15 protein-coding genes are annotated in these 19,893 nt (G+C 72.0%); 7 read left to right on the forward strand and 8 right to left on the reverse strand.

Going from position 1 to position 19,893, the window contains the following annotated elements; translation table 11 throughout:
* The first annotated feature begins 7 nt into the window (after positions 1-7).
* Together BLV02_RS12390 and BLV02_RS12395 are read left to right on the forward strand one after the other, a co-directional pair.
* Positions 8-2,293 (forward strand): S9 family peptidase, encoded by a 2,286-nt coding sequence (locus BLV02_RS12390; protein WP_171906909.1) that lies wholly within the window; start codon positions 8-10, stop codon positions 2,291-2,293.
* A 60-nt stretch (positions 2,294-2,353) separates the two neighbouring features.
* Positions 2,354-2,653 (forward strand): hypothetical protein, encoded by a 300-nt coding sequence (locus tag BLV02_RS12395; RefSeq protein ID WP_069115079.1) that lies wholly within the window; start codon positions 2,354-2,356, stop codon positions 2,651-2,653.
* Between the two features lie 399 nt (positions 2,654-3,052).
* On the opposite strand, the gene BLV02_RS12400 is transcribed toward BLV02_RS12395, so the two are convergent.
* Genes BLV02_RS12400 through BLV02_RS12435 form a run of 8 tightly spaced genes read right to left on the reverse strand, consistent with a single transcriptional unit; the run spans position 3,053 to position 11,384 of the window.
* The gene (locus BLV02_RS12400) at positions 3,053-3,685 is read right to left on the reverse strand and encodes a GntR family transcriptional regulator (RefSeq protein ID WP_069115200.1); all 633 of its coding nucleotides are present in this window, start codon (positions 3,683-3,685) and stop codon (positions 3,053-3,055) included.
* 16 nt (positions 3,686-3,701) lie between these two features.
* The gene (locus BLV02_RS12405; protein WP_069115078.1) at positions 3,702-4,493 is read right to left on the reverse strand and encodes an SDR family oxidoreductase; all 792 of its coding nucleotides are present in this window, start codon (positions 4,491-4,493) and stop codon (positions 3,702-3,704) included.
* Positions 4,490-6,190, reverse strand: a complete 1,701-nt coding sequence (locus tag BLV02_RS12410) for a CocE/NonD family hydrolase (protein WP_069115077.1) — start codon at positions 6,188-6,190, stop codon at positions 4,490-4,492. Before BLV02_RS12410 ends, BLV02_RS12405 begins: the two co-directional genes overlap by 4 nt.
* Positions 6,187-7,020, reverse strand: coding sequence for an ATP-binding cassette domain-containing protein (locus BLV02_RS12415; RefSeq protein WP_069115076.1), 834 nt, complete (start codon positions 7,018-7,020; stop codon positions 6,187-6,189). The genes BLV02_RS12410 and BLV02_RS12415 overlap by 4 nt, the downstream gene beginning before the upstream one ends.
* Positions 7,013-8,011 carry an ABC transporter ATP-binding protein gene (locus BLV02_RS12420; protein ID WP_141711881.1) on the reverse strand — a complete coding sequence of 333 codons (999 nt, stop codon included), beginning with the start codon at positions 8,009-8,011 and terminating at the stop codon, positions 7,013-7,015. Before BLV02_RS12420 ends, BLV02_RS12415 begins: the two co-directional genes overlap by 8 nt.
* The gene (locus tag BLV02_RS12425; RefSeq protein WP_083289238.1) at positions 8,008-8,886 is read right to left on the reverse strand and encodes an ABC transporter permease; all 879 of its coding nucleotides are present in this window, start codon (positions 8,884-8,886) and stop codon (positions 8,008-8,010) included. Before BLV02_RS12425 ends, BLV02_RS12420 begins: the two co-directional genes overlap by 4 nt.
* The gene (locus BLV02_RS12430; protein WP_069115075.1) at positions 8,883-9,824 is read right to left on the reverse strand and encodes an ABC transporter permease; all 942 of its coding nucleotides are present in this window, start codon (positions 9,822-9,824) and stop codon (positions 8,883-8,885) included. The genes BLV02_RS12425 and BLV02_RS12430 overlap by 4 nt, the downstream gene beginning before the upstream one ends.
* Positions 9,825-9,827: 3 nt before the next feature.
* On the reverse strand, positions 9,828-11,384 hold the full coding sequence (locus BLV02_RS12435; RefSeq protein WP_069115074.1) for an ABC transporter substrate-binding protein: 1,557 nt from the start codon (positions 11,382-11,384) through the stop codon (positions 9,828-9,830).
* 193 nt (positions 11,385-11,577) lie between these two features.
* Between BLV02_RS12435 and BLV02_RS12440 the strand changes: the two genes are divergently transcribed.
* The 5 genes from BLV02_RS12440 (at position 11,578) to BLV02_RS12460 (ending at position 19,840) form a co-directional block, all read left to right on the forward strand.
* The gene (locus tag BLV02_RS12440) at positions 11,578-12,696 is read left to right on the forward strand and encodes a serine hydrolase domain-containing protein (protein WP_069115073.1); all 1,119 of its coding nucleotides are present in this window, start codon (positions 11,578-11,580) and stop codon (positions 12,694-12,696) included.
* A gap of 22 nt (positions 12,697-12,718) precedes the next feature.
* The gene (locus BLV02_RS12445) at positions 12,719-14,986 is read left to right on the forward strand and encodes a DPP IV N-terminal domain-containing protein (RefSeq protein WP_069115072.1); all 2,268 of its coding nucleotides are present in this window, start codon (positions 12,719-12,721) and stop codon (positions 14,984-14,986) included.
* Positions 14,983-17,277: a S9 family peptidase gene (locus BLV02_RS12450; RefSeq protein WP_069115071.1), complete on the forward strand. Its 2,295-nt coding sequence runs from the start codon at positions 14,983-14,985 to the stop codon at positions 17,275-17,277. The genes BLV02_RS12445 and BLV02_RS12450 overlap by 4 nt, the downstream gene beginning before the upstream one ends.
* A 5-nt stretch (positions 17,278-17,282) precedes the next feature.
* Complete coding sequence (locus BLV02_RS12455) at positions 17,283-18,956, forward strand: DUF885 domain-containing protein (RefSeq protein ID WP_069115070.1); 1,674 nt, start codon at positions 17,283-17,285, stop codon at positions 18,954-18,956.
* 137 nt (positions 18,957-19,093) lie between these two features.
* Complete coding sequence (locus BLV02_RS12460) at positions 19,094-19,840, forward strand: precorrin-6A/cobalt-precorrin-6A reductase (RefSeq protein WP_171906908.1); 747 nt, start codon at positions 19,094-19,096, stop codon at positions 19,838-19,840.
* The last annotated feature ends 53 nt before the right edge of the window (positions 19,841-19,893 follow it).

Here is a 19,893-nt window from a genome sequence, read left to right on the forward strand (position 1 = left end):
GGATGTCGTGACCACCGATCCTGCCGCCCGCTACGCCCGGGCCGAGGCACTGCTGCCGCACCACTTCAAGAAGCTGGTCGACGCGCCGCGCGTGAGCCCGGTCTGGATCCGCGACACCGAGACGTTCTGGTACCGCAGGACGACCGCGAACGGCTCGGAGTTCGTGCTGGTCGACGCGGTGGCGGGCACGAAGCGTCCAGCGTTCGACCACGCCCGGCTGGCGAAGTCGCTCAGCGGTGTCGTCGACGACGACGTCGATCCGGCCGCCCTGCCGTTCGTCGCGATCGACCTCGTCGACGGTGCGGTCCAGGTCGTCGTCGGCGACCAGCGCATCGAGGTCTCGCTGGACACCTATGCGGCGGCCGTCGTCGGCCCGGCCCACCCGGCCGAGGTCCGCTCGCCCGACGGGCGCTGGTCCGTCGGCGCGCGCGACCACAACCTGTACGTCCGCGACACGGCGACCGACGAGGAGCGGTGGCTCACCACCGACGGCGTCGAGTCCCACTCCTACGGTGCGATGAACGACGCGGTCTCGTCCCGGGTGATGCAGGAGAACCTGGGCTTCACCCTGCCGCCGCAGGTGGTGTGGTCGCCGGACTCCACCCGGTTCGTCACCCACCGGCTCGATCAGCGCGGCGTCGAGCTCATGCACCTGGTCCGTTCCACGCCGGCGGACGGCGGGCGCCCCACGCCGATGAGCTACCACTACCCGCTGGTCGGCGACGAGACGGTCGCCACGGCCGAGTTCGTCGTCTTCGACGCGGCGACGGGGGCGGCGACGTGGTCGGCGGCCGGGCCCGTCCCGACGCCGTTCGTGCCGACGATCGCCTACGGGTTCCTCTGGTGGAACGACGACGGCACCAAGATCCACTGGGTGTGGGGCGATCGCGGCGACAGGACGTCCAGGGTGCGCGAACTCGACCCGCGGACCGGGGCGGACACCGTCCTCGTCGAGGAGACCAGCCAGACCCAGATCCTGTACGCACCCCACCACCACGAACGCAACGTCGAGGTGCTGGACTCGGGCGAGGTGCTGCTGTGGTCCGAGCGCAGCGGCTGGGGCCATCTGTACTTGCACGGCCCCGATGGCGCCGTCACCACGGTCACCTCCGGTGACTGGCTGGTCCGCCGGATCGTCAGCGTCGACGAGCGGGCCCGGCGGGTCGTCTTCACCGCGGCCGGCCGTGAGCCCGGCGCCGACATCTACCTGCAGGAGCTCTACTCGGTGTCGCTGGACGGCGGCGAGATCACGGCCGTCACCTCCGACGGGCTCGACCACGACTGCCTGCCGTCGAGGTCCGGGCGGTTCTTCGTCGACGTCACGTCCAGCGTCGACGTCCCCGCCGTGTCGGTGCTGCGCGACGGGACCACCGGCGAGGTCGTGACGGACCTCGAGCAGGCGGACGCGTCGGCCCTCTACGCTGCCGGCTGGACACCGCCGGAACGCGTCGTGGTCAAGGCGGCCGACGGCGTGACCGACATCTACTGCGCCGTCTACACCCCGTTCGACTTCGACCCGTCGCGGAAGTACGCGGTCCTCGACGAGATCTACGCCGGCCCGCAGGTGTCGACCACGCCGCTGCGGTTCCCGCTGTCCGGCGGTGCCCTGACCGGATCGCGCCACGGGCACGTGTTCGCCGCGCTCGGCTTCGTCGTCGTCGCCGTCGACGCACGGGGGACCGCGCTACGGCACAAGGCGTTCCAGGACCACGAGCGGCTACATGGCGCCGGCCAGTACGTCGAGGACCATGTCGCGGCGATCACGCAGCTCGCCGAGGCCCGGCCGTGGATGGATCTGGACCGCGTCGGCATCTTCGGCCACTCCGGCGGCGGACTCGGGTCCACGAGGGCGCTGCTGCAGGCCCCCGACTTCTTCAAGGTCGCGGTCTCGTCCTCCGGCGACCACGACGACAAGACCTACCACGCGTGGTGGGGAGAGAAGTTCTTCGGGCGGCCCGACGAGTTCGACTACGAGGCCCATGCCAACGCCTCGCTCGCCGGCCAGCTGAAGGGCAAGCTCCTCCTGGTGCACGGCGAGATGGACGACAACGTCACGCCGCATCAGACGATGCGGCTCGTGGACGCGTTGATGGCGGCGAACAAGGACTTCGACCTGCTCATCGTCCCGAACGCCGAGCATTCCCTGATGGTGCATCAGGAGTACTGGCTGCGGCGGCGCTGGGACTACCTCGTCCGTCACCTCATGGGGGAGACGCCTCCGGCGTACCGCATCGCGGACATCCCGCTGGATGCCGAGTTGCTGGCCTCCCTGGGCGCCTCGCCCTTCCGCTGACGCCGTTCGGGGTGCGGTGCAGCCGCGTGGTGTCCCTCTCGCTGCGTAAACTGCTGAGCCGTGCCCGACCGACCTGAGATCGTCTGCATCTGCGGCTCTACGCGGTTCGTGGACGAGATGCGTGCGGCGAACCGTGATCTGACCTTCGCAGGTGTCATCGTCGTCGCGCCAGGCGAAGCAGACGAGTTGATCACCGACGTGCAGAAGACCGCGCTGGACACCCTCCACCTGCGCAAGATCGACCTGGCTGACCGGGTTCTGGTGGTCAACCCAGGCGGGTACATCGGCGAGTCCACGAGCAGGGAGATCGCATACGCCACCGCCACCGGCAAGCCGATCTCGTTCACCGATCCCGTCTGACTACCCATCCACGGCGAACCGGGCGTGGCTGCGCGAGCGCGGCATCGCCACGATGACGCCGACGTCGTCATCCAACATGCGGGTCACAGTCACACCGGCGATGGCGGGTGGCATCGCTGCGTTCACTGGGTGGCGCCGCTGCTGCGAGGACGACAGTGATGCCACCCACTCGGCGCAGCGATCTCACCCGTTCGCCGGGGCCCGGCTGTGCGCAGGTTCCAGGGTGCACCGGCATCCGCGCCCCGGCCGGCGTGATCGATGTGAGATCGCTGCGACAACGATGCGGCAACCTGGTCGCGGACGCGACAGTGTGCTCACATCGATCACGCAGCGATCTCACACCGTTGCGTGGCGCCGCTGCTGCCAGGGCGACAGTGAGGCCACCCAGCCGGCGCAGCGCTAGGGGTGCGTGAGGTGCCGCCGCATCAGTGCCTCGGCGGCCGCGCCGTCACCCGCCTCGATCAGGTCGACGAGGTCGAGGTGCTGGGCGGCGGCGGCCGCGAGGGCGCCCCGCTCGACGAACGGGGCGAGGACGGCCAGCCGGGTCTGGTCGCAGAGCCGGGAGATCAGGTCCACGAGGCGCTGGTTGCCCGCGTAGCCGGCGAGCCGGAGGTGGAAGCGGCGGTCGCCCCGGTGGTAGGCGATCAGGTCGCCGGCGCTCGCGCGGCCGGCGATCTCCCGGGCGAGCTCGCGCAGGGCGGGGACGTCGCGGCGGGGGATCGACGCGGTCGCGCGGCGGGCGGCCGGGGGCTCGACCAGCAGACGCAGGTCGGTGATCTCGTCGAGGTCCTGCTCGGACACCTCGGCCACGCGGAACCCCTTGTTCGGCACCGCCGACACCAGCCCCTCACCGAGCAGGTCGAGCAGCGCCTCACGCACCGGCGTCGCGGAGATCCCGAAGCGCTGCCCGAGACTCGGCGCGGAGTACACCGTGCCGGGCTCCATCTCGCCCGAGACGATGGCCTCGCGCAGGGCGCGGGCGACGCTCACCCGCAGCCCTTCCTGCTTGGGAATCGCGGCGAAGGCCGGCATGGACGTCACGGTGCGGCTACTTCGGGGGCAGCCGGACGCCGCCGTCGACCCGGACGACCGAGCCGTTCATGTACGGGTTCGTCAGGCACTCCACCACCATGCGGGCGACCTCGTCGGGCCGTCCGAGCCGCTTGGGGAACAGCACCGACTGGCCCAGCCGGGCCTTGAACTCCTCGGCCTTCTCGCCCTCGCCGTAGATCGGGGTGTCGACGAGACCCGGCGCGATGGTGTTGAGGCGGATCCCGCTCACCGACAGGTCGCGGGCCACCGGGAGCGTGAGACCCACGATGCCGCCCTTGGACGACGAGTACGCGGCCTGGCCGATCTGACCGTCGAACGCGGCCACGCTGGCGAACGCCACGATCGCGCCGCGCCCGCCGTCGGCGTCGGGCTCGTTGCGGCTCATCGCGGTGGCGGCCAGCCGGATCGTGTCGAAGGTGCCGATCAGGTTCACCCCGAGGACCTTGGTGTACAGCTCGAGGTCGTGGGCCGAGGCGAACTCGCCGTCGCGGCCGATGGTGCGCTGCGCCGGCGCGAAGCCGGCCGAGCAGACCACGGCGCGCAGCGGCGCCAGCTCGACGGCCCGTTCGACCGCGCCCTGGACCTGCTCGGTGCGGGTGACGTCGACCTCGACGAAGACGCCGCCGATCTCGTCGGCCAGCGCGCCGCCCTTCTCGGCCTGCAGGTCGGCGACGACGACCCGCGCGCCGGCCGCGGCGAGCTGCCGGGCGGCGGCCGCGCCGATGCCCGAGGCGGCGCCGGTGACGAGCGCGGACGAACCGCCCAGCGCGGTGGTGTCGATGGTCATGACTCGATCTCCAATCGGATCCGCGACGGACGTGCGTCGCCGTGGAAGACGCTGTTGTGCGCCACGCGTGGTTCGGCCTGGGTGGCGATCGGCTCGAACGTGTTGAGGTTCCGGGCGAACCAGGGGAACTCCGAGCTGGCCAGCACCAGCCTGATCCGGTGGCCCGGCCGGATCGTGTGGAACATGGGGGTGAGCTCGATCGAGTAGCGCTCGACCGCGCCCGGCGTGACGGCCGCGGGCGCCGACAGGTCCTTACCGTGCGACGCGCGCAGGCAACCCCAGGCGACGCAGAGCGCCCGGCCCTCGTCGTCGACGTCGGCGAGCTTCACGTGCCATTCCGTGTCCTCGCCGTCGGTGGACGCCCACAGCTCGGCCTCGCCCCAGCCGCGGATGGTCACGGCGCCGTCGAGCGGCGCGCTGGTCCACGACACGACGCCGGGCTGGGCCTCGAGCTCGGCGAGGTCCAGGTCCGGCTCCAGCGGCAGGTTCTCCAGGTCGACGCTCAGGCCGTTGGGCGCCAGCGGGTCGTAGTCGTAGCTGTGCGACCCGGCCGTCCCGGGCGCCTCACCGAGGGTGGCGTCGTCACCGAGGTACAGGCTCAGCTCCCGGGTGCCGCCGGCCCAGGCCGGCCGGACCTGCCACGACTTCGCGCCGGGGTCGTAGAGCTGCACCCGCGGCTCGTCGTCGACCCCGTTGTCCTCGCCGCGCAGGAACCGGTCGAAGAAGCGCAGCTGGATGCCGGCCATGTCGACCGTCCCGCCGGGATACTCGATGCCCTTGTACGTGCTGGTCGGGTAGTACGACGACACGTGGCTCCACGGCCCGACGAGCAGCCACTGCCGGTCGCGGGCGGGGGAGTGCGCCATCATCTGCTCGTAGTGGTGGAACGCGGCCTGGATGTCCTCGCGGTCGTGCCAGCCGGTGACGTGCAGGGTCGGGACGTCGAAGGTGTAGGCGCCGTCGAAGCGGCGCCCGCGCCACACGTCGTCGAGGGCGTCGTGCTCCATCCACTCCGCCCAGCCCGGCCCGGCGGTGTCGAGGACGTCGCCCATGGCCTGGACCGGCAGCAGGTCGAACAGGGCGGGCACGTCGAGGCTGGAGTCCATGATGCGGCGCCGGACCGCCGCCCACCACCACACGAAGAACAGCTGGAAGCACCCGTAGGTGTACGGGATCTCCTGCTGCCACCGGCCGGCCGCGGAGAACGGGGTGGCCGCCCGCAGGTGCGGCGGGTTCTGGCTGACGGTGGCCATGGTGGTCCACCCGTCGTAGCTCAGCCCTTCGGCGCCGACGGCGCCGCCGCACCAGTCCTGCGCCGCCACCCACTCGACGACGTCGTGCCCGTCCTGCGCCTCGGTGAGGGTGAACGGGTGCCACAGGCCCTCGGACTTGCCGCGCCCGCGGACGTCGTAGCGGACGTGCACGTAGCCGGCGTCGACCTTGCGGCTGACGTCCTGCGGCATCCCGGCGCTCTTGTCGTACGGGGTTCCGCGCACGATCGCCGGCGCGGGCAGCACCGCGGCCGCCGGGAGGTGCACGGTGGCCGCGAGCTCGACGCCGTCGCGCATCGGGATGCCGGCCTCGAACGACCGCGGCGCCGTCGGGTCGACCTGCCGGTACGCGTCGAAGACGTCGCGCGGCGGACGGTCCGGGGTCGGCGCGCCGAACGGCGCGCGTCCGAGGGTCCCGTACGTCATGGCGTGCTCCTCCGCGTCGGTTGCCGGTGCTCGAGGTCCAGGTCCAGCGGTGGCAGGTCGGTCGCCGCCGCGAGGAGGGTCCGGGTGAAGTCCGCCGACGGCTCGGTCAGCACCTGGCCGACCGTGCCCTCCTCGACGATCAGCCCGTCGGCCATGACGGCCACGCGGTCGCACAGCTGCCGGACGACGGCGAGGTCGTGGGAGATGAACAGCATGGTCAGACCCAGCTCGCGCTGGAGCTGCTTGAGCAGGAGCAGCACCGAGGCCTGGATCGAGACGTCCAGCGCCGACACCGGCTCGTCGGCGACCAGCAGCGACGGCTCGACGGCCAGCGCCCGGGCGATCCCGAGCCGTTGCCGCTGCCCGCCGGAGAAGGCGCGGGGACGCTGGTCCAGCGCGCTGCGCGGCATGCCCACCAGGTCGAGCAGTTCGGCCGCCCGCCGTTCCGCGGCCGCGCGGCCCGAGGCCAGGCGGTGCACCCGCAGGATCTCGATCAGCGCGGCGCCGATGGTCATGCGCGGGTTCAGGCTGCTGTAGGGGTCCTGGAAGATCATCTGGATGGCGCGGCGCTGTCCGCGGTCGCGGGCCGGGTCCAGCGGCGCGCCCGCGAACGTGATCGAGCCGCGGGTCGGCCGCTGCAGCCCGGCGACGCACTTGGCGGTCGTCGACTTGCCCGACCCCGACTCGCCGACCAGGGCGAACGCTTCACCGGCGCGCACGGACAAGTCGACGCCGCGGACGGCGTGGACCCGGCCGCGGTCACCGCCCCAGGACCGGCCGGAGGTGAACGTCACCGCCAGGTCCCGCACGTCGAGCAGCGGTTCAGTCATGGAGTCCTCCCGCCATGGCCGCCAGCAGCGGATGGCGCCGGCAGGCGGTCGAGCGGCCGGCGCCGATGGGGACGAACTCGATCTCGCTCCGGCACTCGGGTTCGGCGTACTCGCAGCGCGGCGCGAACGCGCACCCGGGCAGCTCCTCGCCGCGCTGCGGCGGGTTGCCGGGGATCGCCCGCAGGGCGTCGATGTCACGGTCGCGCGTGGGCACGGCCCGCAGCAGCGCCAGCGTGTACGGATGCCGGGGCCGGCGCAGCAGCTGCTCCGTCGGTCCTTCCTCCACCACCTGGCCGGCGTACATCACCGCGATGCGGTCGCAGATCCGCGCCGCCACGCCCAGGTCGTGCGTCACGAACACGATCCCGATACCGAGGTCGCGCACGAGGTCAGTCAGCAGGTCCAGGATCTTGAGCGTGACGGTGGCGTCCAGGGCGGTGGTCGGCTCGTCGCACAGCAGCAGCGACGGGTTGCCCGCCAGGGCGATCGCGATGACCACCCGCTGGCGCATCCCGCCGGACAACTGGTGCGGGAACTGGCGGTAGCGGCGGGCGGGCTCGGGGAAACCGACCCGCTCCAGCAGCTCGACCGCCCGGGTCCGCGCCTGGGACCGGGAGAGGCCGCCGTGGGCCATGGCGGCCTCGGCGATCTGCCGCCCGATCCGCATCGTCGGGTTCAACGCCGTCATCGGCTCCTGGAAGACCATGCCGACGGTGCGGCCGCGCAGCCTGCGCAGCGCCTGCGGGCCGGCCCTGACGACGTCGACCCGGTCGACCTCGATGTCGCCGCCGGCGACGGCGACGCTGGTGGGCAGCAGCCCGGCGATCGCCCGCAGGGTCAGCGACTTCCCGGACCCGGACTCGCCGGCGATGCCGACGACCTCGCCTCGGGCCGCGTGCAGCGACGCGCCGCGCACCACGTCGTGCGGCTCGGCACCGACGCGCAGCCGCAGTCCCCGCACCGAGAGCAGGTGCTCGTCCGGCCCGGTCACTGGGCGTTCCACTTCTGCGAGAGGCCGTCGGCGATCAGCGACAGCCCGAGGCCCGCGGCGCAGATGGCCAGGCCGGGGAAGACCGCCAGCCACCAGTGCGTCGTGAAGTACGGCTGGGCGTCGGCGATCATCGTGCCCCAGTCGGGCGCCGGTGGTGGCACGCCCAGGCCGAGGAAGCCGAGCGCGGTGATGAACAGGATGATGGCGACGGCGTCGGACATCGCGAACGTGACCGGCTGCGCGATGATGTTGCGCAGGATGTGCCGGCCCAGGATGCGCCGGGTCGGCAGCCCGCTCACCTTCGCCGCGAGCACGTAGTCCATCGACCGTTCCCGCCGCACCAGATCCCTGGCCAGCCGGGCGTAGGAGACCCAGCTGACCAGCGTCACCGCCACGATGATCGTGGGGATGCCGGGCCCGAGGATGAACACGAGGGCGATCAGGAGGACCATCACGGGGAAGGCGAAGACGACGTTGACGACCCCGGTGACGACGCGGTCGACGATCCCGCCCCGGTACCCGGCGATCGTGCCGACGGCGACGCCGATCACCAGCGGCAGCAGCACGGCGCCCACGGCGACGAACAGGTCGGTCCGGGCGGCGTACAGCATCCGGGTCAGCACGTCGCGGCCGAGCGCGTCGGTCCCGAGCGGGTGGCCGTCCGTGCCGGGCGGCGCCAGCGCGTTGGGGATGTCCTGGCGGATCGGGTCCGCCGGCGACAGCACGCCCGCGAGCAGCGCCGCCAGCATCATGACGCCGATGATGGCCAGGCCGATCGCCAGCGACGTGTCGGCGCCGCGCGACGAGCGGCGGCGGGACCGGCGCTCGTACCACGCCGCCACACCGGTGCGGGACAGGCTGCTGCTGACGCTCACTGGACCTCCACACGGGGGTCGATCAGCGCCTGGGCCAGGTCGCCGAGGATGTTGACGATGACGACCAGGACGGCCAGCACCAGCGTGACCGCCTGGACGAGCGGGAAGTCGCGGGCGTCGATGCCGGTCAGCATGAGGTCGCCGAGACCACCCAGGCCGAAGACCCGCTCGATCACGAGCGTGCCGCCGATCAGGAAGCTCACGTTCACCGTGAGCACCGTCACCGACGGCGCCAGGGCATTGCGCAGGAGGTGCCGCATCCGGATCTGATGCGGCGTCAGCCCCTTCGCTCTCGCGGTGGTCACGAAGTCGGACTCGGTGACCCGCAGCACCTCCGTGCGCAGGCTCCTGACCACGAGCGGAGTCATCCCGGCGGCGATGGTCAGGCTCGGCAGGAACAGCGACTCGACGTGACCGAGGAAGCCCGGCTCGACCCCGGCGGCCGGCAACAGCAGCCAGTTCACCGACACCACCTCGATCAGCACCAGCCCGAGCCAGAAGCCGGGCACACCGAGGCCGACGACCGAGATGACGCGGACCACCCGGTCGCGCAGCGCCGCGGGCCGCGACGCCGCCCACAGCGCCAGCGGCACGGCGAACACGCAGGCCAGCGCGGCCGCGTACACGATCAGCCACAGGGTGACCGGCAGCCGGGCGGCGATCAGGTCGCCGGCCGACTGGCCGAAGCGCAGTGACGTGCCGAGGTCGCCGCCGAGGAGCCGCTCCATGAACAGCAGGTACTGCTCGTGCAGCGGCTGGTCCAGCCCCCACTGGCTGTGCAGCGCGTCGACCGCGTCCGGGGTCGCCCGCGGCCCGAGGGCGGTCTGGGCCGGGTCACCGGGCACCAGATGGATCAGGACGAAGACCACCAGCGTCACGCCGAGCAGGACCGGCACGGCCTGCAGCAGGCGGCTGGCGAAGAACCTCGCGAAGGCCATCGCTCACTCCCGGAATCCGGTGTCGGCCAGCCAGGGGACGCCGGTCATGGGCACCTCGTAGCCGACGACGTCCGCGCGCCAGGCCCAGATCCACGGCTGGTAGCCGAGCACGACCAGGCTGCGGTCGTCGTACACGATCTGCTGGATCCGCGCGTAGAGGTCGCCGCGGGTCTGCTGGTCGACGGCCTGCTTCGCCTCTTCGAGGAGGGCGGCCACCTCGGCCGTCTCGCCGCCGGTCCAGAGGGCGTTCAGGTCGACGTAGTAGCCGATGACCTCGAGGGGATCGATGATGTCGCTGGTCATCGTGAAGAGCGTGGCGTCGTAGCGGCCCGCGCCGACCTCGGCGAGCACGGTCGCGCCGTCGAGTTGCTCGATGGTCACGTCGAAGCCGGCGTCCTCGAGGTTCTCCTGGATGATCTGCGCGGTCAGGTTCGCGTACGTCCCGCCCGCGGCGACCGAGAGGGTGAAGTCGCGGTCCGCGCCGTCGGCGACCGCCTCGTCGAGCAGCTCCGCCGCCCGTTCGGGGTCGTGCTCGACCGGCTCGAGCGACTCGTCGTGGTAGTTCAGGGCGGGCGCGAGGAAGGCGCCACCGAGCTCGCCCACGCCGCCGCCCGCCGCTTCCAGGATGTTGGCGCGGTGGATCGCGCGGTCGACGGCCTCGCGGACCCGCGGGTCGGCGAAGGCGTCGGACTCCTGGTTGAGCAGCAGGTAGTTCGGGAACGCCATGGCGAACTCGCCGACGACCGTGGCCGCCCCGTCGTCCAGCGCCTCCAGCTGCGGGCGGGGCGGCGTCGCGATGATGTCGAGATCGCCGCCGCGCAGCTGCTGGGTCCGGTTGCTGTCGCTGGGCACCGCCTCGAAGACGACGCTGTCGAGGTAGGGGCGCCCGGGCACCCAGTACGACTCGTTGCGCACCAGCGTGATGCGCTGCCCGCTGGTCCACGACTCCAGCCGGAACGGCCCGGTGCCGATCGGGTGCTGCGAGAACTCCTCCGGGGTCATGCCGGCGAGGTCCGCGGGCACGACCGGGGCGAACGGCAGCGAGAGGCTGGCCTCCAGCGCGGGGGACGGCGCCGACGTCGTGACCACGACGGTCGACGGCGAGGTCGCCTCGACCGTCTCGATCTCGGCGAACATCGACACCCAGGCCTCCGACTGCCGCACCGTCTCGATGCTGTAGACGACGTCGTCGGCGGTCATCGGCGTGCCGTCGGAGAACGTGATGCCCTCGTGGAGGCGGAACGTCCAGGTGGTGAAGTCGGCGTTCGCCTGGCTGCTCTCGACCAGCCAGGGCACGACCTCGCCGTTCTCGTCGGTCCGGAACAGGGTCTCGAGGATCTGGGCGAAGACGTGGGCCGAGTTGTTGTCGATCGCCGTGTAGGGGTTCAGCCCGAGCGCCTCGCGCTCGCCGGCGATGTGCAGCGTGCCACCGGTCGCCGGCGTCGCCGTCGGGCCGGCCGAGACCGGTTCCGCGGCCTCGCCGGCCGAGCACGACGCGAGGGCCAGGACGGCCGTGGCCGCGGCCAGGACTGTGCGTGCCTGCCGTGCGACGTGGATCACTCTTCCTTCCCAGGGGCAGCCGGTTGAGGCCGTTCTAGTGCCTAGAGGACAGAGTCGATCTGGGCATAATTCACTATCAAGAAGCCCCCGTCAACGGTGCATGTGCCGTCACCGGGTAGTTCGGGTGAGGCCTAGCGTGGTCGCTTTGGTTGGGGTAATCTGCGCCTACTTCATTAGGTGGAAGGAAGCGCCATTGAGTGCCGTCGACCTCCCCGGCCTGGTGGCCGGCATCGAGAAGGACGCCGAGGAGTACCTCTCCACCCGCGACGAGGCCACGCTGATGGTCGGCCTGTCCGTGCGGGGCGAGCGTCGGGTTCGCAGCTTCCGGTCGCCGGGCGCCGAGCAGGCCCGGCTGCCCGACGCCGACACCATCTACGAGATCGGATCCGTGTCCAAGGTCTTCTCCACCACGGTCCTCGCCGCGCTGGAGGCCCAGGGGCTGATCGCCCTGGACGACCCGATCGCCGCGCACCTCCCGAAGGAGCTCCGGCTGCCGGAGCACATCGCGTCGATCACGATCGAGCAGCTCGCCACGCACAACTCCGGGCTCGGCTCCGTCGGGGCGATCCACCAGGCGTTCATCGACGAGGAGCTGCGGGGCACCGAGCCGCCGTTCGCGGCGTACACCCACTACCTGCGCTACAAGAAGGAACACCTCTACGCCGACCTCGAGACCGCCGAGCTGGTCTACCCGACCGGACAGGGCTGGACCTACTCGGTCATCGGCATGGGCACGCTCGGCCACATCCTGGAGCTGGTGGCCGGCAGGCCGTACGAGGAACTGCTGAAGGAGACGGTCTGCGCGCCGCTGGGGCTGGCCGACACCGGCTACACGCTCTCCCCGGAACAGCAGGGCCGGGTGATGCACGCCTATGACGCCACCGGGCAGCCGTGCCCGAACTGGTACCACGACGTCATGCTCCCGCAGGGCGGGCTGCGCTCGACCATGACCGACCTGCTGACGTTCGTGGAGGCCAACCTCGCGGCCGGCGCCGAGGACGGCGGGCCGGTGCTGTCCCGGGCCATGCGACGCGCCCGCGAGCAGTACTTCGCCGTGCCCGGCGGGTTCACCATGCCCGACGGGAGCGACGTGCCCGACTTCGTCCAAGGGCTGGGCTGGCGCGGGCTGACGCACCCGGAGGGCCTGGCCTGGTGGCACGGCGGGACGACGCTGTTCTACCTCGCGTCCGCCGGCGTCGACGACCGCGCCGGCGTCGGCGTCGCCACGGTGTACTCCGGCCGCCGGGCGCTCGTCGAGCGCGACGAGCTGCATGCCCTCGAGCGGGAGTGGTTCCTCCGCGCCTGTCAGTAGCCGAAGCTTCCCGAGGAGAGCCGTGACGACGACCGATCTCGCCGCCCGCTACGCCAGGGCCGAGGCCCTGCTGCCACACCACCTCCGGGGGCTGATCACCTCGCCCCAGGTGCGGCCGGAGTGGATCCCGGACACCGACACGTTCTGGTATCGCAACGTTACGAGCGACGGGGCCGAGTTCGTCCTCGTAGACGCGGAGACCGCGTGCAGGCGGCCGGCGTTCGACCACGAACGCGTGGCCGCCGCGCTCGGCGGCGTGCTGGGGGAGGAGGCGGACCCGGCGGCGCTGCCGTTCGACGCGATCGAGCCGCGTGACGGCGCGGTGCGGGTGGCCGTCGGGGAGCAGCTGATCGAGATCTCCCTCGACGACTACACCGCGACCCGGCTCGGCCCGATCCGGCCGGGCGAGGCGCCGTCGCCGGACGGGCGCTGGGCCGTGGTCCAGCGCGACCACGACCTGTACCTGCGCGACACCGTCGCGGACACCGAGCGCCGGCTCACCACCGACGGCGTGGACGGTCACGCCTACGGCGGGATGAACGACCAGGTCGCGGCACTGGTGATGCAGGAGAACCTCGGCTTCACCCAGCCGCCGCTGGTCGTGTGGTCGCCGGACTCCACCCGGTTCATCACGCACCGGCTGGACCAGCGCGGCCTCGACTTCATGCACCTCGTCCGCTCCGCGCCGTTCGACGGCGGCCGCCCGACGCTGCTGTCGTACCGCTACGGGCTGCCCGGCGACGAGAATCTGCCCACCGCGGAGTTCTTCGTCTTCGACGCGGCCAGCGGCGAGTCGGTCCAGGCGAAGTCCGAACCGATCTTCATGCCGTTCGTCCCGGCCATCGCCTACGGCTGGGTGTGGTGGAGCGACGACGGGTCGGCCGTCCACTGGCTGGCCAACGACCGCGGCGACCACCACGTCGGCCTCTACCGCCTCGACCCGGACACCGGTGCGGTGAGCCTGCTGGTCGAGGAGAGCAGCGACTCGCAGATTCTCTACGGCCCGCAGCAGATGGATCGCAACGTCCGCACGCTCTCGACCGGCGAGGTGCTGTGGTGGTCGCAGCGCTCCGGCTGGGGGCACCTCTACCGCTACGGTGCCGACGGGACGGTCACGACGCTCACCTCAGGCGACTGGCTGGTGCGCGACGTCGTGTCGATCGACGAGGACGCCCGCCGGGTCGTGTTCACCGGCGCCGGGCGCGAACCGGGCTCCGACCCGTACCTGCGGGAGCTGTACTCGGTGTCGCTCGACGGCGGCGACATCACGGCCATCACCGCCGACGGCCTCGACCATGACCCGCGTCCGTCGCCCTCCGGCCGGTACGTCGTCGATGTCGCCGCCCGCTGGGACGTGCCGGCAGTGTCGGTGCTGCGCGACCGGACCGGCGCCGTGGTGCTCGAACTGGAGCGGGCCGACGCCTCCGCGCTCGCCGCGACCGGCTGGAGCGCGCCGGAGCGTGCCTTGGTGAAGGCCGCCGACGGCGAGACCGACCTGTACTGCGCGGTCTACCGGCCGCACGACCTCGACCCGGACCGGACCTACCCCGTCCTCGACTGCGTCTACCCGGGACCGCAGATGTCCTGCGCCCCGCTGCGCTTCCCGCTGTCCGGCGGCCCGAACGTCGGCGCGTCGATGGCGTTCAACGTTCCGGAGAGCTTCGCCGCGCTCGGGTTCGTCGTCGTGGTCGTGGACGGGCGGGGCAGCGCCATGCGCTCCCGAGCCTTCCAGGACCAGGCCCGCGTGGCCGGCGGCACCGCCTTCGTCGACGACCACGTCACCGCGATCCGGCAGCTCGCCGCGGCGCGCCCCTGGATGGACCTGGACCGGGTCGGGATCTACGGGTACTCGGCGGGCGGGTACGCGTCGGCCCGGGCGCTGCTGCAGGCGCCGGACTTCTACCAGGTCGCGGTGTCGTCGGGCGGCAACCACGACAACCGCATCAACCACTCCTGGTGGGGCGAGAAGTACTTCGGCCTGACCGGCGACTTCGACTTCGCCGCGCAGGCGAACGCGTCGCTGGCCGAGGACCTCACGGGCCGGCTGCTGCTCGTCCACGGCGAGATGGACGACAACGCCACGCCGCACGGCACGATGCGCCTGGTCGACGCATTGATCAGGGCCAACAAGGACTTCGACCTGCTCATCGTGCCGAACGCCGACCACCACATGATGGTGAACCGGGCGTACTTCCTGCGCCGCCGGTGGGACTACTTCGTGCGGCATCTGATGGGCTCGGCGCCGCCGCCGTACCGCGTCGGGGACGTCCCGATCGAGGTCTACCGGTGACCGGGCCCGGGGAGGACTCCGCGACCCTCGAGCTCGCCGCGCGCTACGCCAGGGCCGAGGCCCTGCTGCCGCACCACCTGAAGGAGCTGGTCCACACCCCGCGGGTGACGCCGAACTGGATCGCCGGCACCGAGACGTTCTGGTACCGGACCCGGACGGCGACGGGTGTGCGGTTCGTGGTCGTCGACGCCGAGGCGGGCACGAAGCAGCCGGCGTTCGACCACGAGCGGCTGGCCCGCGCCCTCGCCGACGTGCTGCGCGAGGAGGTCGACCCGGCCGAGCCGCCGTTCTTCTCCGTCGACCTGCTGCTCGACGGCGTGGTGCGCGTGGTCGTCGGGGGGCGGCGGGTCGAGGTCGCGCTGGACGACTACACGGCCACGGTCCTCGGCCCGGCCCGCCCGGGCGAGACGCCGTCGCCGGACGGGCGCTGGGCCGTGGGGATCCGCGACCACGACCTCTACCTGCGCGACACCGCCACGGACGAGGTGCGCCGGCTCACCACCGACGGCGTCGAGGCGTACGACTACGCGACGATGACCGACTCCAGCGCCGCCCTGGTGATGCAGGAGAACCTCGGCTTCACCATGCCACCGCTCGTCGCCTGGTCACCGGACTCCACCCGATTCGTCACCCACCGGCTCGACCAGCGCTCCGTCGGGCTCATGCACCTGCTGCGCTCCTCCCCGCCGGGAGGCGGGCGGCCGGAGCCGCTGACCTACCGCTACGCCGTCGTGGGCGACGAAGAGGTCCCGACCACGGAGTTCCTCGTGTTCGAGGCCGCGACGGGCGCCGTGACGCCGGCCAGGTGCGAGCCGATCCTGGCCCCGCTCGTCCCCGCCATCCCGTACGACCAGCTGTGGTGGAGCGCGGACGGTGCGACGGTCCACTTCCTCTCCAGCGACCGTGGCGACCACCTCGTCCGCCTGCACGAGCTCGACCCCGGGACCGGTGCGGTCACCGTGCTCGTCGAGGAGACCAGCACGTCGCACATCCTGTACGGCCCGCAGCAGCAGGACACCAACATCCGGGTCCTGTCCACGGGGGAGGTGCTGTGGTGGTCGCAGCGCAGCGGGTACGGCCACCTCTACCGGTACGGCCGCGACGGCTCGGTCACGACCCTGACCTCCGGTGACTGGTCGGTGCGCCACGTCGTGTCGATCGACGAGGAAGCCCGCCGGGTCGTGTTCACCGGCGCCGGGCGCGAGCCGGGGTCGGACCCGTACCTGCAGGAGCTGTACTCGGTGCCGCTCGACGGCGGCGAGCTCACCGCGATCACGTCCGACGGTCACGATCACGACTGCGTGCCGTCGCCGTCGGGACGGTTCCTCGTCGACAACGCCTCGCGGTACGACGTGGAGACCGTGTCGGTGCTGCGCGACCGCTCCGGCGCCGTCGTGCTGGAGCTGGAGCGGGCCGACGCGTCCGCCCTCTACGCGGCCGGCTGGACGCCTCCGGAGCGGGCGGTGGTGAAGGCGGCCGACGGCGTCACCGACGTCTACTGCGCGATCTACCGTCCGCACGGCTTCGACCCGTCGGCCAGGTACCCCGTGGTCGAGGAGATCTACCCGGGCCCGCAGATCTCCACCGCGCCGCTGCGCTTCCCGCTGTCCGGCGGCGTCCTGACGGGGGAGCGCAACGCCGCGGGCTTCGCCGCGCTCGGTTTCGTCGTCGTGGCGGTCGACGGCCGGGGGTCCGCGCTGCGCGGCCAGGCGTTCCAGGACGCCGCGCGGCTCGGCGACGACGGCTACGTCCACGACCACGTCGCGGCGATCCAGCAGCTCGCCCGGACCCGTCCGTGGATGGACCTGGACCGGGTCGGCATCTTCGGCCACTCGGCCGGCGGCTACGCCTCGACCAGGTGCATGCTCCGTGCGCCGGAGTTCTACAAGGTGGCGGTGTCGTCGGCCGGGAACCACGACAACCGGCTCAACCACGCCTGGTGGGGCGAGAAGTTCTTCGGCCTCGAGGACGACTTCGACTTCGCCGGCCAGGCCAACGAGACCCATGCCGGGCAGTTGGCCGGCAAGCTGCTGCTGGTGCACGGCGAGATGGACGACAACGCCACGCCGCACGGCACGATGCGCCTGGTCGACGCCCTGATCAAGGCGAACAAGGACTTCGACCTGCTGATCGTCCCCAACGCCGACCACCGACTGATGATCGGCACCGCATACTGGCTGCGGCGCCGCTGGGACTTCTTCGTCCAGCACCTGATGGGCGCGGCGCCGCCCGCGTACCGGATCGCCGACATCCCCGCCGACCCCGAACTGCTCGCTGCGTACGGAGGCTGAACGTCATGCCGGAACCCGCCCCGATCGCCCGCCTCGCCGACGACTACCTGGAGACCGCCAGCTCCGCCAACCCGTTCACCGCCTCCGTCTTCGGCGTCCCCGGGTACGACGACCGGGTCCCCGACCTCGGCGAGGCGGCCGAGCTGTCCGCCGGCGAGCGGCTGCTGGACCTGGCGGCGCAGGCCGAGGCGATCCCCGCCGACGGGCTCGGCGACGACGACCGTGTCACGCGCGACGTGCTGATCCACTCGGCCCGCTCGGAGGCGGCCCCACTGGTCGACAGGCACCTGGAGTTCACCGTCTCCGGGCATGCCGGGCCCGTGGCGGGCGTGCTGGCCACGCTGGCGTACACCAGCCTGCGCACCCCGCGCAGCGAACGCGACTACCTGAGCCGGATGACGGGGATCCGGGCGTATGTCGACGGCATCACCGTGCGCGCGTCGGCCGGCGTGGCGTCAGGGCGCGTGCCCACCCGCCGCGGCGTCGAGCAGACGATCGAGCGGGTGCGCGCCTACCTCGCCACGCCCGCCGACGACGACCTGATGGTGGCGCCCGCCGCGGGCACCGGCGTCGAGGACGACGTCCGCGCACTCGTCTCCGACAGCATCCGCCCGGCGTTCGCGGCCCTGCTGGAGACGCTGTCCGGCCCGGTGCTGGCGGCGGCCCGCCCGGACGAGCGCAGCGGACTGCTGCACCTGCCGGACGGCGGCGAGATGTACGCGCGCGCCGTCGCGGCACACACCACGACGTCGCGGACGCCTGATGAGCTGCACCGCCTCGGGCTGGACCTCCTCGCGCAGCTGCGCGAGGAGTTCTCGGTGCTGGGGGAGAAGGTGTTCGGCATCGGCGACTTCGACGCGATCGTCGACAAGCTGCGCACTGATCCGGAGCTGCGCTACGCGTCGGCCGACGACATCGTCGCCGACGCGCGTGCGGCGGTGGCCCGGGCCGAGGCGGCGCTGCCGGACTGGTTCGGCCGCATCCCGTCGGCGGACTGCGTGGTCGAGCCGATGAACGCGGTGGTCGCGCCCGCTGCGGTGATCGGGGAGTACATGCCGCCGGCGGGGGAGCGGCCCGGCCAGTACAACGTCAACACGTACCAGCCGCGGACCCGGACCCGGTTCGAGTACGAGACGCTGTCGTTCCACGAGGGCGTGCCCGGCCACCACCTGCAGTTCGCCGCCGCCCAGGAGCTCACCCGGCTGCCGGCGTTCCGCCGCTACCTCTACATCGCCGCCTTCGGCGAGGGGTGGGGCCTGTACGCCGAGCGGCTGGCCGACGAGATGGGGCTGTACTCGGACGACCTCTTCCGCTTCGGCATGCTGTCGTGCGATGCGTGGCGGGCCTGCCGCCTGGTCGTCGACACCGGCCTGCACCACCACGGCTGGACGCGGCAGCAGGCGATCGACTTCATGCTCGCCAACAGTGCCGTCTCGCCGCCGAACGTCGTCAACGAGGTCGACCGCTACATCGCCTGGCCCGGCCAGGCACTGGCCTACATGACCGGCCGGCTGGAGATCGACGCACTGCGCCGGTCCGCCCGCGAGCGCCTCGGCGGCCGCTTCGACATCCGTGCTTTCCACGACGCGGTCCTGGGCAACGGCGCCGTCCCGCTGGCCGTCCTGTCCACCGAGATCCACCGCTGGATCGGCGATCAGGCGGCTCACCCGGGCAGCTGAACTGTCTCAGCTGATCGGCCGTCATGTGGTGCGTTAGTTAGGTCAATTGTCGTGCTAGCCTGATGTGTTCAACGGCGGGCTGTCAACCGCTGGGCCGGGAGTTGGGCATGGCGACTCTGATCATCGGATCGACCACCTTGGTCACCGACCTGGTGATGGCGTTCGAACACGGCGACCCCGACTACGTCCGGCTGGTGACCGAGGACGGTCCTGGTCGTGGCGACGCGATCGTGTACGAAGGTCACCCCGAGCCGGCCGCCCTGGTGACGATGTTCCGCAGCCATGCCGTGGACGTCGTGATCAACGCTGCCGATCCCTACGCGGAGGGCGTGTCGTCCGCGGTGGCGGCCGCCTGCGACGTTGCCGGGCTACCGCTTCTCCGGGCGGTGCCACCGCCGTTCGAGGGCGTTGCGGGAGCTCAGCGGTGGAGGTGGGTCGCCTCGTTCGACGCGGCCGGGCGCGAGGCGTCGAGACACTCCGGCGACGTCATGATCGCGCTCGAACCGCTGCGTCTCTCCGAACGGCTGGGCGACCTGGGCGGGCGATCGGTCCTCAGCCACCGCAGACGGACCTCCATGGATCCTGACCTTCCGGGCTGGGTGCGGGAACCGGACGCCACGCGATACGGGCTTCGGGGGGCGATCTCGGTCCTGGGTGCCGGCAACGTGCGCCTGCTGATCGCGGCCGACTCCGGTGACGCCGGCGTCCGGAACTTCCTGGAGGCTGCCGATCACCTCGGCGTCGAGGTGGTCATGGTTCGGCGACCGGAGCCGGCGAGCGGCCCCCAGCGGCGCGCCGGGTCGTCGGAGCCCGTGGTGACGGACGCCTTGTCCGCTCTGGCCTGGCTCAGCGACGTGCGAAGGCACTCGGCTCCACGCACCTGAGCGGAGGAGAGCACTCGTGTCGCCGCAGGCTCCTGACGCATAGGGTCGCGCTC

The sequence above is a fragment of the Jiangella alba genome (assembly GCF_900106035.1).
Lineage (GTDB): Bacteria > Actinomycetota > Actinomycetes > Jiangellales > Jiangellaceae > Jiangella > Jiangella alba.

Excerpts from the sequence above, each read along its gene's own strand:
- BLV02_RS12415 (WP_069115076.1), bottom strand. The coding sequence starts at position 7,020 with ATGACTGAACCGCTGCTCGACGTGCGGGACCTGGCGGTGACGTTCACC.
- BLV02_RS12430 (WP_069115075.1), bottom strand. The coding sequence starts at position 9,824 with ATGGCCTTCGCGAGGTTCTTCGCCAGCCGCCTGCTGCAGGCCGTGCCG.
- BLV02_RS12405 (WP_069115078.1), bottom strand. The coding sequence starts at position 4,493 with ATGACCATCGACACCACCGCGCTGGGCGGTTCGTCCGCGCTCGTCACC.
- BLV02_RS12455 (WP_069115070.1), top strand. The coding sequence starts at position 17,283 with ATGCCGGAACCCGCCCCGATCGCCCGCCTCGCCGACGACTACCTGGAG.
- BLV02_RS12400 (WP_069115200.1), bottom strand. The coding sequence starts at position 3,685 with ATGCCGGCCTTCGCCGCGATTCCCAAGCAGGAAGGGCTGCGGGTGAGC.
- BLV02_RS12410 (WP_069115077.1), bottom strand. The coding sequence starts at position 6,190 with ATGACGTACGGGACCCTCGGACGCGCGCCGTTCGGCGCGCCGACCCCG.